At 39.3% G+C, this 15,311-nt stretch carries 11 protein-coding genes; 1 reads left to right on the top strand and 10 read right to left on the bottom strand.

The features are described from left to right. Window positions 1-241 precede the first annotated feature (241 nt). Window positions 242-1,597, bottom strand: a complete 1,356-nt coding sequence (locus P0Y49_11350) for an FAD-dependent oxidoreductase (GenBank protein ID WEK21729.1) — start codon at window positions 1,595-1,597, stop codon at window positions 242-244. 10 nt (window positions 1,598-1,607) lie between these two features. Continuing rightward, entirely contained in the window at window positions 1,608-3,005 is a 1,398-nt protein-coding gene (locus P0Y49_11355) for a hypothetical protein (GenBank protein ID WEK21730.1), read from the bottom strand. Between the two features lie 133 nt (window positions 3,006-3,138). Between P0Y49_11355 and P0Y49_11360 the strand changes: the two genes are divergently transcribed. Continuing rightward, complete coding sequence (locus P0Y49_11360; protein WEK21731.1) at window positions 3,139-4,974, top strand: amidohydrolase family protein; 1,836 nt, start codon at window positions 3,139-3,141, stop codon at window positions 4,972-4,974. On the opposite strand, the gene P0Y49_11365 is transcribed toward P0Y49_11360, so the two are convergent. The 8 genes from P0Y49_11365 to P0Y49_11400 all read right to left on the bottom strand — a co-directional run bounded on the left by P0Y49_11365 (window position 4,905) and on the right by P0Y49_11400 (window position 15,283). Next, complete coding sequence (locus P0Y49_11365; GenBank protein WEK21732.1) at window positions 4,905-5,384, bottom strand: DinB family protein; 480 nt, start codon at window positions 5,382-5,384, stop codon at window positions 4,905-4,907. The genes P0Y49_11360 and P0Y49_11365 overlap by 70 nt on opposite strands. Window positions 5,385-5,448: 64 nt before the next feature. Continuing rightward, complete coding sequence (locus P0Y49_11370; protein WEK21733.1) at window positions 5,449-6,024, bottom strand: pyridoxal 5'-phosphate synthase; 576 nt, start codon at window positions 6,022-6,024, stop codon at window positions 5,449-5,451. A gap of 19 nt (window positions 6,025-6,043) precedes the next feature. Then, complete coding sequence (locus P0Y49_11375; GenBank protein ID WEK21734.1) at window positions 6,044-7,471, bottom strand: RagB/SusD family nutrient uptake outer membrane protein; 1,428 nt, start codon at window positions 7,469-7,471, stop codon at window positions 6,044-6,046. 25 nt (window positions 7,472-7,496) lie between these two features. Beyond that, a complete protein-coding gene (locus P0Y49_11380) occupies window positions 7,497-10,478 on the bottom strand; it encodes a SusC/RagA family TonB-linked outer membrane protein (GenBank protein ID WEK21735.1) in 2,982 nt (993 codons plus the stop codon). 392 nt (window positions 10,479-10,870) lie between these two features. Next, entirely contained in the window at window positions 10,871-11,227 is a 357-nt protein-coding gene (locus tag P0Y49_11385; protein ID WEK21736.1) for a glyoxalase superfamily protein, read from the bottom strand. A gap of 96 nt (window positions 11,228-11,323) precedes the next feature. After that, window positions 11,324-12,919, bottom strand: coding sequence for an MFS transporter (locus tag P0Y49_11390; GenBank protein WEK21737.1), 1,596 nt, complete (start codon window positions 12,917-12,919; stop codon window positions 11,324-11,326). Further along, entirely contained in the window at window positions 12,912-13,979 is a 1,068-nt protein-coding gene (locus tag P0Y49_11395; protein ID WEK21738.1) for an HlyD family secretion protein, read from the bottom strand. The genes P0Y49_11390 and P0Y49_11395 overlap by 8 nt, the downstream gene beginning before the upstream one ends. Window positions 13,980-13,981: 2 nt before the next feature. Continuing rightward, window positions 13,982-15,283 (bottom strand): TolC family protein, encoded by a 1,302-nt coding sequence (locus tag P0Y49_11400; GenBank protein WEK21739.1) that lies wholly within the window; start codon window positions 15,281-15,283, stop codon window positions 13,982-13,984. Window positions 15,284-15,311 lie beyond the last annotated feature (28 nt).

The following is a 15,311-nucleotide window of genomic DNA, read 5'->3' on the forward strand; positions in this document are numbered from 1 at the left end:
CTCCTTTCTAATATTTTATTTGATTTCCCATAATATTTCTGAGCTGGAGTTGCGATATTGTCTTCATTTGCTAGTTGTTGGAATGACGATCAAAATGTTTTATGTGAACATATTAAATATTGATTTGTTTTGAACTTGGGTAAGTTTAGAATATGGTGACCAACAGATTTGGTGGAGAGTGGAGACAAAACTTTTAGTTTATCTAATCCTTAAATATCTATCAGCTCGTAAGTCTTAATCACTAGATCAAAGTATACAAATCATTTAAGGCTTCCGTCATAGATGGGTGCGTGTATATCGTATCCCTTAGAATTTTGAAATCCAAACCAGCATTAATCGCTATTTGAACTGTATTGATCATTTCACTGGAATCGGCACAGAAAAGTGTACAACCCAATATTCTATTGGTTTCAGTATCCACAATCGTTTTTAATATACCATTAGTTTCATTTAAAATTCTGGCCCTGGGTATAGCTATTGCCGGAAGTTTTCCAACCTTGATTTTATATCCTTTTTCAATAGCCTCCCATTCCCTTAAACCAATATGTGCTAATGGAGGGCTGATAAAAACGGAAAAGGCAACTTGTTTCCTTTCGGCAATTGAAGTGTAATCGCCACCAAATATTTGATCTCTGATGATCCGAAAATCATCAAGGGAGATATAGGTAAACTGTGGACCACCATTAACATCGCCAATTGCCCAAATGTGCGGCTGGTTGGTTTTTAAAGAGTCATCAACTGCAATATACCCTCTTTCATCCAGTTTTACACCCGCTGCCGCAACATTTAAAGTATCAATATTAGGCTTTCTACCGGTAGCCACAAGAACTGCATTTACGTCAAGCTGGATCAGCTTACCACCGTCGATATAATTAACTCTGACCAAGTCATTGTCTATATCTTGTACGCTTTCAATTTTCACGTCATTTGCAATGTGAATTCCCTTTGCACTCAATACCTTAAAAATTTCATCTGCAATATCTTTGTCCTCATGAGGGAGAAACATCTTTTCACTATTTAAGAGTACAACTTCTCCACCAAACTTTGAATACATGTCCGCAAATTCCAACCCTATAAATCCAGCTCCAACAATAGCAAGCCTAGCGGGCAACACAGATTGTTCCATAATGGAAGTACTGGTGAACACTTTTTTCGAAGATTCAAGGCCTGGAATTGGCGGTATAAATGGCAATGTGCCTGTATTAATGAAAATACGGTCGGCCTGGATTTGGATATCCGATACACTGTTATTTAGCTTTACCAAAACCTCGCTGGGAGAGACAAAAGACGCCTCCCCTGTTATAACGGAAGCCAGGTCCAGATTTTCTAAACTTTCGAGGTTTTTAGCCCTTAACAAGGCTGTTAATTTATCCTTTTTATCATGCGCAATAACATATGGTACTTTTCTTTCAGCACTTACTATTAAAGCTTTAGTAGGAATACAGCCAATATTAATGCAAGTTCCGCCATACATCTTTTCCGACTTTTCAATTAAAACAACTTCCTGACCATGCTTAGCCAGGTATGCTGCTAATGTTTTCCCACCTTTTCCGAAGCCTATAATTAGATTCTGGTAATGCTGTTTAATTGCTTTCATCTCCAATAATTTAATCTACAAAAATATCACCCGTTTTTCCACTGGCTAAAAGGCCTGTACGATCCGTAATACTCCCATTGGAAATTTGAACAGCTATGCCTTTTTTAGATATTGCTGAAATATTGGTTAGTGGCGTTTCACCTTTATCAGTTACAGCCACTGCAATGCCCCCCTCTCCACTTGCCATTACATCCCCTTTTACCTTAAATATGTGTACAACTCCCCCCTCCACATGATAGGAATGCACATTACTTCCATACGTTTTTATACCGCCAGAAATTTTTAGTTCCTTAATCTCTCCTCCAGGTTTTACACTAATAGCATCCGCAGGAAGTGTCATAATAACACCTTTAACTAGTGTTTGTCCTTCCGATCCATTGGTAACCACACCATGCTTCACTTCGATACTACCAACTGGTTTACTAAACTGCATCCCAATAGATCCATTGCCGTGAGTGGTGATGGAATGAAAAACCGCTTTCCCAACGGTGCCATCGTACTGGTTAAATCCTCTTGCTCCTAAACCAAAAGTTTCAATTTTATCTTTAGCTTCAAACGCATCCACAGTACCAAAATTTACAAAGCCAATACCACTTGGCCCGTAGGACACAATAGGCTTTTCGGCTACCCATTTCTCTACATGTCCCCAAGTATCCAACACCATATCATTTACCCCATAAGTGGTTACCGAACCATAATGTGTAATGCTATTCACCTTTGTCCCGTTAACAATAAAAACACCAGCAGTAATCATATCTGGCTGTCCATAAGGCAGCATTCCATTCGAATAAATATCACCGGTTGTTATCGTATCTGCAATTACCCAACCACCATTGTCACCAAAGCCACAAATAAACAAACCAGAACCAATTACCGGCGCCCCCTTCCTACCTAAACTAATATTAGTCAAAGTTGCATTGATCACGCTCTCCGGATCACTGTTAAAATTATAAATGGTAAAAGCCCCCTGAAACACATTTACACCATATTTCTGTGGTTGCTCACAATACCTGCGGGCATCACAAGCTGCAATATCCACATGATCTGCAATTAACCTTGTTTTAACTGTACCCGCCCTTGTTAATATTTGTACCTGCCCTGAAACAGTTAGGTGCTTTAAAGATAAAGTTCCTAAATCAGGATGATTGCTTAAGGCATAAATGGCCCGGTTATTTGGACTCGTTTGAATGGTAAGATTTGCCACCTCATTGTTTGCAGTCAAGCCAATACCATCACCATTGTTAAAACTAATAATGCACTTCTCCTGATCCACACCTGTTAAACTAAAACCGACAGGCAAGATAATGGTATAAGGACAAAGTATAGAAGTCTGCAATTCTAAATTTGTTGGGATGTTATTATTTAATGTCGCCATCAAATCGGCTAGTGAATTAATTTTAGTTTTCATGGTTCGTAATTAGTTTCAACATGTCATACTTACCCTAAACCAACAATTAATGGCTCACTTTGTTCTCTCTTATGACAGCATGATTTTTCTCAACATTTTCTCTGATAAGTTGTTATGTATCAAAAACAACCCTATGAGAATACGCTACTTTCTCCCACTTATTATTACCTTTTTACTTGTTGACTGTAAAAACAAAACAACTCAAGATAAAGCTGATACTATATATTTTGGTGGAACTATAATAACCATGGAAGATGCAACTCCTACTGTGGAAGCCGTTGTTGTAAAAGATGGAAAAATCATCTTCACCGGAAAAAAAACTGACGCCGATAAATATCTGGGCGATTCAACAAAAACATATGATCTTAAAGGAAAAACACTTTTACCCGGTTTTATAGATGCTCATGGTCATATTACTTCCCGTGCAGGAATGATTCAGACTGTCGACTTATCACCGACCCCTTATGGAACTGTAAACTCTATTCCTGATTTACAAAACGCAATTAAAAAATACATCAAAGACCATAAAATCCCAACCGAAATACCCCTTATTGGCAATGGCTATGATGATGCAATTATGATAGAACACCGACATCCAACTCGTCAGGAACTGGATGCCATTAGCGAAACCAATCCAATCATTGTGATACATGCCTCAGGACATGCCAGCGTTGCAAATTCAGCGATGCTTAAGTTCGTGGGCATCGATGAAAACTCCAAAGATCCAGATGGCGGACATTATGGTCGGGATAAAAAAACAGGAAAATTGAATGGAAAATTAGAAGAGAACGCTTGTTTTACCGCACTGCTCACATTAACCAGGAAAATAGATAAGGACAATGGGGCAAAAGTAGATAATGTGGAAGATACTTATGTATTAGATCCAGACACCAATCTAACTCAATCTATGAAAAACCTAATGATAGCTCAGGACGAGTGGTTAAGTTATGGTCAGACCACAATTTGCGATGGTAGAACAATGGGTGAAAGTGTTTCACTTTTAAAAGAAGCAGCAGCCAGAAAATTATTAAAAGCTGATGTAGTTTATTTCCCTGATTTTGAATATTTCAAGAATCAGCTTGACAAATTTAAACCGGAATACATGAAGTATAGTAACCGCTTAAAGCTAGGTGGCTTCAAGTTCTCCGACGATGGCTCGCCACAAGGTAAAACAGCATGGTTAACCATACCTTATCTCATTCCACCTGAAGGTCAGGCCCCAGATTACAAAGGATTCCCGATATTTACGGATTCAGTTTTATATAATGACTTAAAAATACTTTTCCAAAATGGAATAACCGCGCAACTTCATGTCAATGGCGATGCAGCTATTGATCAGGCGATCAGGGTAATTAAAAAATTGAAAGATGAAGGCATCTATAAACCGGAATTACGGGCAACACTCATACATGTACAGAACAGTCGCCCGGACCATATCCAGAAAATTAAGGATCTTGGCGTAATTCCTTCCTATTTTTCAACGCATGTTTATTTATGGGGGGATTGGCACTATTCGAGCGTTTTTGGTCCAGAAAGAGCTGCATTTATCAGCCCCGCTAATTCAGCACTAAAAGCCGGTATTCTTTTCACGATGCACCATGATGCTCCTGTAACTCCTCCTGATCTTCTTACAGCTGTATATGCTGCTGTAAACAGAAAAACACGTTCAGGAAGGGTACTTGGCCCCAACGAACGAATTAAGCCCATAGAAGCGCTTAAAGCGATAACTATTAATGCTGCTTATCAGTATCACGAAGAAAGCACAAAAGGCTCTCTTAAAGTAGGCAAACTTGCAGACATGGTAATCCTGGATCAAGATCCCTTAACTATAAATCCGGAAAAAATAAGAGAAATTAAAGTATTGGAAACCATAAAAGAAGGAAAATCTGTTTATAAAAGTTATAATGAGGAAACTGGTGTTCCCCAAACGCCCAACAAACGACGGATAACCACTATCTCTCCAATATGATAAGCTGCATGATCTGCAATCTGAAGTGCTTCCCTCAAAATACTTTGTCCACTCCCATGAGGGATAGGCTCATATAAATCCTTCATCTCCAGCAGGTCAATGAATTCCTTTAAATCATCATCAATCTCTTTCAAGGTGTTATCCCAGATACTTTTATCTGCCGGAGCAGTTTCTTTTGGCCAATACCCATCTGGCCACCTTGGCGATTTATGACTTCCATCTTTACTAAATTCCACCATGTCCCATTGGGCAATTCTAATGTGTTCAACAAGCTGCCAGATACTATAAGGCAAATCATGCGGTCTTTCGCCAAGTAGACCAAAGGGAATATCTGCTGTAGCGTCTTGTAATCCCACATGAGCACCGCCGCCTTTTAATAGTTTTTTCAGTTCTTCAATTAAGGCTGTCATTTTATGAATCTAAATATCAATATATCTTACAAACCAACATTTTGAAGTTATGTTTTTATTAAGCTCAAGGTTGTAGAATCTTAGTCTCCCATAAATGCTGAACCTTAGTAAACAAAATTCTATTTGGAAACCCATTATTTTTAAAGCTAAAAAACTCCATCCTTATCGGTTTTAATAAAAATCCACCCCAACTTAACGGTCTTGGAATAGGCTTCTTTTTAAACTGGACAGCAGCCTGACTGTATTTAATTTGCAATATTTCAGGATGATATATTTCTTCACTCTGTTCGCTGACCAGTGCAATCAGCTGCTCCTCACGTGGCCTGAGCTGAAAACACCGATCCGCTTCTTCATTTGTCACAAAATGTACGTCTCCCTGAATACGAATTTGTTTTTGAGTAAAAGGAAACCAAAAAGTTAATGATGCTTTATTACAGTATTGCAATTCAAGTCCTTTTTTAGAGGTTAATGATCCCACAATCAAAAAGGAATCTTCAATAATCTTTTTTAAAGACACAAATCTGGCATTCGGATATCCATCTAAACCAATGGTGGAAAGACAACAGGCAGAGGCGAACTTGAGCGTATTCAGCTCAAGTTCAATTTTATGCCAGTCATTAAATAACGTAATTGGACTCATTTATTGTTCATTAAGTTCATTACCATCCTGGATTATTTGGTTTGATATTGTTATTTGACAATATTTCTGCCTGAGGAATCGGAAGGTAATAACTTTTTGCATTAGCTTGTAAAGTCAGAAAGTTATCTTCCGCATCCTGTTCATCTCTTTGAATAGGTTGTTCTTGTCTCTTCAGATCAAAATATCGATGCCCTTCATAAGGTAACTCTTTATATCTTTCCTGTTCTATGGCCAATTTTAAACTGCTGATGCTTTTAAAGCGCACAGGGATATAATCCGTAATCCTTGCCAATCTTAACCTATTTAAATCGTCGGTTGCTGCAGGACGGTTCCCATTTTGCAAATAAGCTTCTGCCCGGATCAGGAACATTTCACCAGTCCTGAATAATTTTACATCATTTCTATTTTGTGCCGCTTCATCACCTTCGTATTTTTTGATAATATTAGGTAAATCTCCTTTGTTCACAAGCTGAGGATCGTTTTCAAACCAACTGGAATATCTGACATCATTTTCCTGATCATATAGATCCAATAGTTTTAACGCCGGTGCAAATAAAATCCGGTCAGCACCAATATTGTAAAAAATATCTCCAGGTCTGATGGTGCTTACATTCGTGCGTTTTAATTTAAAAATAACTTCAGCGTTGCTTTTGTCTTTCCACACATCTGCAAATTCCTGGCTGCCTGCTAACGGATATTTATCAATTACTTTAGTTGCAAACGATATGGCCTCATCAAATTTTCCGGTATACAATGCAGCTCTGGCATGTAATGCATAAACAGCAGATAGTCCGATCCGTATATTTGAATGCTCATTAATCAATGATTCAGCAGTTGCTATATCCCCCCAGAAAAACTCAAAGAAAGTCGCCGAATTAGGTCTCGAGGGCTGACTTCCAATATCAGATTTCCTCATATAGGGTACAGCATAATTATTATCTTTATAAATTCCTCCCGAACCATAAAGACGATACAGGTCAAAATGCTGGTAAGCCCTGATGGCTAACAATTCGCCTTTAAGATGGTTTAGCCTTTCTTTGTCGGTATCATTATGAACGGGTACATTATTCAAACCGGTTAATAACCGGTTTACACGATCTATTACCATATAGCCATTTTTCCAGGGATCTAATATTTCTTCATCCGCCGAAGAGTAAGTCCAACGAAATAGGTTTTGTCCTGCTGAAGATACCCCGGAGTTTTGTAAGCCCAGACGGCATTCATCTGACATCACTGAAGCTATCCGCAAAGTATACTCAGGATACCAGCCTTGGTATGCACCTAAAACGGCACTTTCCAACTTATCGACTGACAAGAAAATGTCTTTTTCATCCAGCTGATCGATAGGCTTTAAATCCAGCATTTTTTTACAGGCCCCGATTGTAAGCAACAGACTAACAGCCAGACAACTGACAATTGATCTTATAGTGATTTTATGTAAATTCATTATTCTAAGGTTAATGGTTATAGGATTAAAAAGAAAGATTAAAGCCAGCCGTTAGTATACGTGGTAAAGGATATTCATACTGGTACCAGTTGTTGTCATCTTCAGGATCAAAAGCCTTAAATTTCGTCCAGGTATAAAGGTTCTGGCCCTGCACAAATACTTTGAAAATGCGAATAGAACCATTAGGTTTCTTCGAATCACCAAAAGTATAACCTAGCCTGATATTTCTTAATTTAATGTAATCTGCATTTTGTAATTCTCTGTCAGTCATATACCGTGGATACATTGCTCCAGGCTGATCAGTAATATCCCCAGGTTTTTGCCAGATATTAAGCATATCAACAGCTTGATTATACTGACGGTAGTTCGCATCAGCGGATGTTCTGAATAATTCTGCCGTATTTAAACGGTACATGCCTTTAATGAAAGTAAACAGAGAAGAAAGCTCCAGTTTTTTGTAGCGCAGATTTAAGGTGAGTCCTCCTTTTAAAGGTGGGTCAAATGAACCCTTTACCGGAACTGCATCATCCGGATTAAAAGTAGTAGTTTTATTTCCTTCTGCATCCAGATAAAGTGGGCTTCCAGTTTGTGGATCTACCCCCGCCCATCTCACCATGTAAAATTGACCAAGTGGCATCCCAACCTTGTTAATAGAATAGTCATCGGTTACAAGCTCATCCTCTGCACCAAGATTTAAAATCCTGTTGCGGTTGTAACCTAAATTTAGTCCGGCTGTAAAGGAGAAATCACGTTGTTTAATTACATCTCCTTCCAGGAACAACTCTACCCCACTGTTGCGAATCCTGCCGGAGTTTGTTGCCATAGTCTCAAAACCAGAAGTATACGATAAGCGTTTGTTTAGAAAAAGATTAGAGGTGATCCTGTTGTAAACATCTATGCCTCCCCTTAATCGGTCTTTAAACAATCCAAATTCTACACCAATATCAGCAATGTCGTTAAGTTCCCAATTGTATGCTGGGTTGTTTGGATAAACAGGGATTAGAGCAGGCATTCCACCATAATTTCCTCCACCATATAATCCCCTATATCCAAAATCACTGGCAAATCCAGAAGCATTTCCGGTCCTTCCATAACTCGCCCGCAATCTTAAGCTACTTATTGCTTTAACATCCTCCATAAATGCTTCCTTAGACATATTCCACCCTGCTCCTAAAGCATAAAAGAGTCGATTTCTATTGGCCTCTGGTGCCCTGGATGTTCCATCCCCTCTTAAACTGGCTGTGAAAGTATATTTGTCAGCATAAGAGTACCTGAATATACCAATCTGAGAAATCAGTCTGTTTTGGGAGCGCCCGCCACTAATTATGGGAATAAAGCTGTTTTCGGCGGTCCCTTGAGTAATCCCGGCTGGTGTATTTTCTAAACCAGGGATTAAACCGTACCCTGTGAAGCCGGAACTGCTGTAGTTTTTCTGATTGATCTCTGCCAATAGATTAACCTCAATGTCATGGCGCCCCCAGGCTTTGTTGTACATCAAACCTCCGGTAGCAATTAGTCCCAGATTATTAAGGTATTCATTGTGATAGCTACCCTGACCACCCGGATCTACCAAACTACCCAAATAAGAATCCGGACGGATATAGGCAATGTGGTTTTCCTGTTGATAATCTACCCCAAACGTACCGGTTGCATTCAGTCCGGGTGCAATCTGATAGGATATATTGGTTGATATAAGCCCTTTTAACCGATTCTGTTTCCTATTGATATCACTATACATAGATAATGCGTTTGCACCATACTTATTGGTGCCTGTAGCCAGACTACCATCTTTATTATATAGGCTTTCATAAGGTAACGAGAAGTACATAGCGGCAACCGGATTGGTTTCCGATACATCAAAATCACCCTCAGTAACTCTGGAGTTTACATAACCAAGACCAATATTTAAACCTAGTTTTAGTCTGCCATTGATATGCTGAATATTAGAACGCAGGTTATATCGATCAAGTCCCGAATTATGGAGGACACCCTCTTGTTGGAAATAGCCACCTGATAAATAGTATGTAGTTTTTTCCGAACCACCTGATACATCCAGATTATGAGACTGAGTAAAAGCGCTACGTAATATCTTTTTATTCAGCTCATTATTACTACCGCGTAAGGTATTGAGCACCTCGTCACCATATGCAAAATCTGATTCGGTTTTTGATGATCCGTCAGCATTTTTATCGTTCTTTCTGGAATATTGCCATCCGGGAAAAGCCGGGTCCTGTAAAATTTCCTCAAACTGAAGACGTTGAGCGCTGTTCATCATATTCCAGCGGGATTGATCTACCTTAGAAAACCCAAATTGATTTTGATAATTGACCTGGGTTCTACCGTCGATACCAGGTTTTCCTTTTTTTGTAGTAATAACAATCACCCCATTGGCCGCTCTTGATCCATATTGTGCCGTTGAAGCTGCATCTTTCAATACACTATAAGATTCAAAATCTTCCGGGTTAAGCGCCGAAACTGAGGCTGCTTCTACAGGAACTCCATCAACAATATACAATGGATCTGTATTACCGCCCTGCAATGATGCTATTCCCCGAATCGTTACCCTCCCCGGTGTACCTGGCAGGCCAGATGCTGATGCGACGTACAAACCCGGAACACGCCCCTGCAACGCCTGATCAAGTGATGCAACAGGTGCAGCACTTACAGCAGCACCATCCACCTTTGAAATTGCACCAGTAAGTTTTGATCTGCTTTGACGGGTATATCCTGTGACTACAATATCCTGAAGATATTGTAAAGAGGGCTGTAATAAAATTTCAATGTGTTCAATCCCAGGATTAACGGTAATCATAGTATCTTTGTAGCCAACATAGGCACACTTAATTACAGCTGCTTCTAATGGAAGTACAATTTGGAACTTCCCTTCTACATTACTGGTTGCCCCGTTTTTGGTGTTTGAAACTACTACTGTTGCTCCAATTAGGGGTTCGGCAGTTATCGCATCTCTGATAATTCCTTTTATGTTTCTGCTTTGAGCAAATACCATAAAAGCACAATTTAGTAATAAGCATGTGAGCAATATTTTCTTCATAAATCTTAAATAATAACTTGTAAAAAATCGATTAATCTGATTGATTACAAAGCTATTATCCAGAAATTAAAAAGCCCTTAGCAAGAACTAAAGGGCCAGTTAAAAGATGATTAGAAATATTTAATAAACTGCTTTAGGTTTTAGCCTTCATTTTACTTAACCATAAATAAAGAGTCCATACACATGCTATCCCGAATACAATAAATAAGGGGACATAGTAGTTGCTGAAAAAATTATGGAAATAGGCACCCACTATAATGTATATGGAAGCTACACACAGCTTGAACACAATAAATTCTGCGTTGGACCAACTTGTTTTTTTACTTAGAAAGCTCATAATATAATTTCTACTTACCTTGGTGTAAACTAATTCTATTTCCATCAGGATCAACAACAGGCATAAACTGTCCCCAGGGAGTCTGATCAATTTCACCCACTTCCAAACCTTTACTGATCAGTTCTTCTTTATCCTTAGCCAGATCATCAGTTTTGATCACCAATCCATTAATACAGCCAGCAGGCATATTGTCAAACCATGTTACCAAGGTAATAGAAACCCCACCGTCTGGTAACCCAAGTTGAATCCATTTCTGATCTCCCTGAAAAGGTGCCTCCACAATGACCTTAAAACCCAGCTTCAGATAAAACTCTTTAGCTCTGATCTGATCGGTAACCGGTATAGAAATAATTTCAATAGCTTTCATACAATTCATATTTTATAGAACCAAGATAGTATTTATCATTTTAAATTTACTAACTATATGCACCTCTTCTTGGTCTAAATCACTCAAATGATAGAACTAAAATCCAGCAGGTGCCGGACGTCTATTCTGCACATTGATAATCGTTCTGCTAATCACCGGCTGCAATGCAATCAGCACAATAGTAACCAGACAAAGAAGCGCAACCAGCTCATAATAGTTGACACAGAATTGCAGAAAGGCCTGTTTCTGCACCGCTTTACTTAAAAGTCCTGTAGCCGCTTTTGCCGCTTCATCCTTTAACATGCCCCTACCGGCTAATGCTGATTGGTACATCCTTAATCGTTCAGGTAGTTCAGTATCCAATAAAGATAAGCTTCTACCCATAATATCTGTATGAACACCTCTAAAATACAGCTGATAGAAATTGATCAGGGCAATACTTAGGCAAAAGGTCGAAAAGCGAACAAAGACCCCAACAGAAGCTGCAGATTGCCCCATAGACAATGGCACTGAAGAAACTATAAACATAATAATTGGAGACATGACCATTCCTGCGCCCAGTCCTTGCAAAAATAGTGGAACAATAAATGTTTCCGCATCCGCATTTGAAGCAAAAAGAAAACACATCATCAGAAAAAACACCCCCAATAAAGCAAACCCTGCTATCCACAATATCCGCAGCAGCTGTTGCTTTATCAAAAAGCGAATCGCGATAAAGGAACCTGCAATAATGCCCAGAATATTATAAATCATTAGCTCATTGGCATGCAAAGCATCCATTCCCAGAACAGTGATAAAATAAGTAGTGGTTAAACCAAAAGCACCGCGTATCAAGTAAAGGATCACTAGAAAAACAATGCCAATGCTAAAATTTCGGTATTTAAAAACGTCAAGATATACTGTAGGGCGCTTCATAGAACGCTGTCTCAATATGGAAGTAATAAATAAAAGCAGGATACCTAAAATACTGTAAACGATAGTAGGCTCCTCCAGCCAATCCATTTGCTGACCATAAACCAACACATAAGCAATCAGGAGCAACATCAACACAAAAAGAAAAAAGCTGGCCCAGTCAAGCTGATATAAAGGTCTTTTCTTAAGAATCCTAACCCGGTTTAAAATCAGGAATAACAAAGCCGCACTTGGCAGGAAACAAAAAATAATGGCCTTATACAGCGTATTATACTCAAAATTCTCTACTAATGGGGCTGCAAAAAGCGCGGTTACAGGCGATACACATAAAATCATTCCATAAAATATAGTATATCCCACTTCTCTGGAATGCTCAGATTTTAATCGCCCGAACAACAGGTTCAGACAAATACTGGTGATACCACAATTTACGAGGCCCTGCAAAAACCTAAAGGTAAATACAAGCCAGATTTCCCGTGTATGGTAACAGGCGTAAGCAATCAATATTTCCAGTAAAATACAGATCAACAGGTAGTCTTTGGTCACAATACGCTCAAAGAAACGCTTTTCTACCCCAGAAAAGCTGGCTACTGCTGCATAAAACATCAATAAAGAAAACTGTACATCTGCGGGCTCCATGCCATAATATCCGGCCGCAGCACTGCCGTCGGCTGTAGACAAAGCAAAAAGCAATACAGAAGCCAATAAGAGGAATAAAATGCTTAGCTTAATCAGCCATTCCGGCACCCATGTTTTAAATATGGGTTTCGAGTTATTCATGAGCCCTATCCTTTTTAATGCGCACAATGGCACTCATTCCTGCTCTAAGGTTTTCCAGCTCTGCAATACTTCCTTCCAGACGAATCCGAACAGGAATGCGCTGGGCAATTTTCACGAAGTTACCTGTCGCATTATCTGGTGGTAAAAGGGAAAACCTTGATCCAGTGGCTCCGGAGAAAGATTCAACCTTTCCTGAAAATTCTTTCCCTGGAAAAGCATCTACCTCTACCCTCACCGACTCCCCAATCTGCATTTTTCCAATCTGAGTTTCTTTGAAATTAGCAGTTACCCATTTCCCTGCATCACGATCTACAATATAAGCGATGGTTTGTCCATTTTGAACCAACTGTCCCGGCTGTATAGTTCTTCTACCCATCTTTCCATTATAAGGGGCAACAATCACAGTATAAGAGGTATTCAAATCATTTCTTTTCAAAACAGCCTCCCTCCTTTGAATCTCAGATTTTAAGACGCCAGACTGTGCTCTTATATCATTGGTTTTAGACAATGCAGCAGCATATTCTTCCTGTGCAGCCTTATAATCTGCCTGCGCCACTTCCAGCATACTTTGCATGGTTTCCAATTGCTGACGTGTAGCCGACTCTGCATCATACAATTTTTTATATCGATCATAATCCGCCTGCTGCTTCCATAACTTTGCTCTAGCAGCTGCAATCTTTGCTTTGCTGGCCCCAGCGGCAGTACCTGATGTCTGTACTGTACTTTCCAATACTGCTACCTGCGCTTTTGCATTGGTTAAGGAAGCCGCCGCTTCATCCTGCTGGGTCAGGTAATCACTATCGTCTATCACCACCAATGTATCCCCCTTATTTACCACCTGATTTTCTACATAGCGGACTGATTTTATATAGCCATTTACCCTGGCTGTAACCGGGTTAATATATTCATCTATTTGCGCATCATTGGTTTCTTCATATCTTAAATAACCGAATACCGTCTTGATGCCCCAAATCAACAATATCACGAATACAACTGCAGCAATGATCGTCGTGATACGTGTAATGATCCGATCTGTTTTGTTTTGTTTTTGAGTGCTCATTTTTATAGATTTCCTACTGCTTTTTGTAATTGATAATATTGAATTCTGGCATTAACTTTCGCCGTGGTCAGTTCAAACTTTGATTGTAGCAACTGCGTTTCTGCATCTAGCAAATCGGTTAATAAGGCTAGCTGATTGAAGTAAGTATTTTGTACGATCCTGTAGCTTTCAGCAGCTTGTTGAATATTTTCTGTGGCTACATCGATGCGTTTCAAAGATTCTGTATAACGGATATAGGCTTCCTGAACCTCCTGACGAATATTCTCTTTCACATCCTCATCTTCAACCTCCTGGCGGCGCAACTGAGCTTCAGCAACCTTAACTTTATCTTTATTTTGGTAAAATGAAGAAATAGGAATCTTCAACTTTAATCCAGCCATCCCATTACTATATAGAGAAAGTGCATAGGGATAAAACTGAACCTGGGGATAGGCATAAAAATACTCACCAAACAACCCCAGAGAAGGCAAAACATTCGATTTCACTTGCTTCAGTTTGAATGCGCTTAACTCCTGTTCCTTCTTAGAAATCTCTACCTTAAATGACTTCGATTCTGCCTCATTCATATAATCGGCTATTCCTTTTAAAAATATCGGATCAGCTGCAGATTCGGGAACTATAGGATCTAGCAAGATATGATCAGGCCTTCCAATTAAAAGATTTAACTTTTGAGAAGCGATCTTGATGCTATTTTCAATCTCTATAAGGAGCATCTTTTGCTGAGACAACCTAAGCTCTGCTCTAAGGACATCACTTTTTAAGACCATCCCATTTTTATAAAGCGCATTGATTTCACCCAATTGTTTTTCGCGGTCTTTAATGTCCTGTTCCAGTAATTCTTTATAAGATTTATTTCGGTATACATCATAAAAATATACAGCAGCTGTAAAGTGGATTTCTTGTCCACTCAATTGTTTTTTCGCCACTGCAATTTCCCGCTCCTTTTTCGATGCGGCAATCTCACGATTGGCCTTTCCACCATTATATAAATTCAAGTACGCGTCGGCAGAAACTTTGTAATATTTAGGCTCTACCGGAAACTGGGTAGGTGTATGAAAAAGTCCGTTTTCATAAATAGGCATATCAAAAATATGTGCCAGTACACCTTCCATAGCCACATCAGGCAAGCGTTCTGAACGTGCAACCTTAACATTTCCATCAGCTGCCTGTACCCCAAGCTGCATCATCTGTATCTTTCTGCTGTTACTATCTGTTAATTGCCATACCTGGGTAATGGTTAATGGGCTTCCAATGGTAATTCCTGTTTGTGCATGGCCCCAAAGGGAAGGTAAAAGAAAGGACATGCATATCCAAAATTTTCTTTTATGCGAG

Source organism: Candidatus Pedobacter colombiensis (genome assembly GCA_029202485.1).
GTDB lineage: Bacteria > Bacteroidota > Bacteroidia > Sphingobacteriales > Sphingobacteriaceae > Pedobacter > Pedobacter colombiensis.

Bases quoted from the DNA above. Each gene is read 5' to 3' on its own strand.
- P0Y49_11400 (WEK21739.1), bottom strand. From the start codon at position 15,283: ATGTCCTTTCTTTTACCTTCCCTTTGGGGCCATGCACAAACAGGAATT.
- P0Y49_11375 (WEK21734.1), bottom strand. From the start codon at position 7,471: ATGAATTTACATAAAATCACTATAAGATCAATTGTCAGTTGTCTGGCT.
- P0Y49_11385 (WEK21736.1), bottom strand. From the start codon at position 11,227: ATGAAAGCTATTGAAATTATTTCTATACCGGTTACCGATCAGATCAGA.
- P0Y49_11370 (WEK21733.1), bottom strand. From the start codon at position 6,024: ATGAGTCCAATTACGTTATTTAATGACTGGCATAAAATTGAACTTGAG.
- P0Y49_11395 (WEK21738.1), bottom strand. From the start codon at position 13,979: ATGAGCACTCAAAAACAAAACAAAACAGATCGGATCATTACACGTATC.
- P0Y49_11350 (WEK21729.1), bottom strand. From the start codon at position 1,597: ATGAAAGCAATTAAACAGCATTACCAGAATCTAATTATAGGCTTCGGA.
- P0Y49_11360 (WEK21731.1), top strand. From the start codon at position 3,139: ATGAGAATACGCTACTTTCTCCCACTTATTATTACCTTTTTACTTGTT.
- P0Y49_11365 (WEK21732.1), bottom strand. From the start codon at position 5,384: ATGACAGCCTTAATTGAAGAACTGAAAAAACTATTAAAAGGCGGCGGT.
- P0Y49_11380 (WEK21735.1), bottom strand. From the start codon at position 10,478: ATGGTATTTGCTCAAAGCAGAAACATAAAAGGAATTATCAGAGATGCG.
- P0Y49_11355 (WEK21730.1), bottom strand. From the start codon at position 3,005: ATGAAAACTAAAATTAATTCACTAGCCGATTTGATGGCGACATTAAAT.
- P0Y49_11390 (WEK21737.1), bottom strand. From the start codon at position 12,919: ATGAATAACTCGAAACCCATATTTAAAACATGGGTGCCGGAATGGCTG.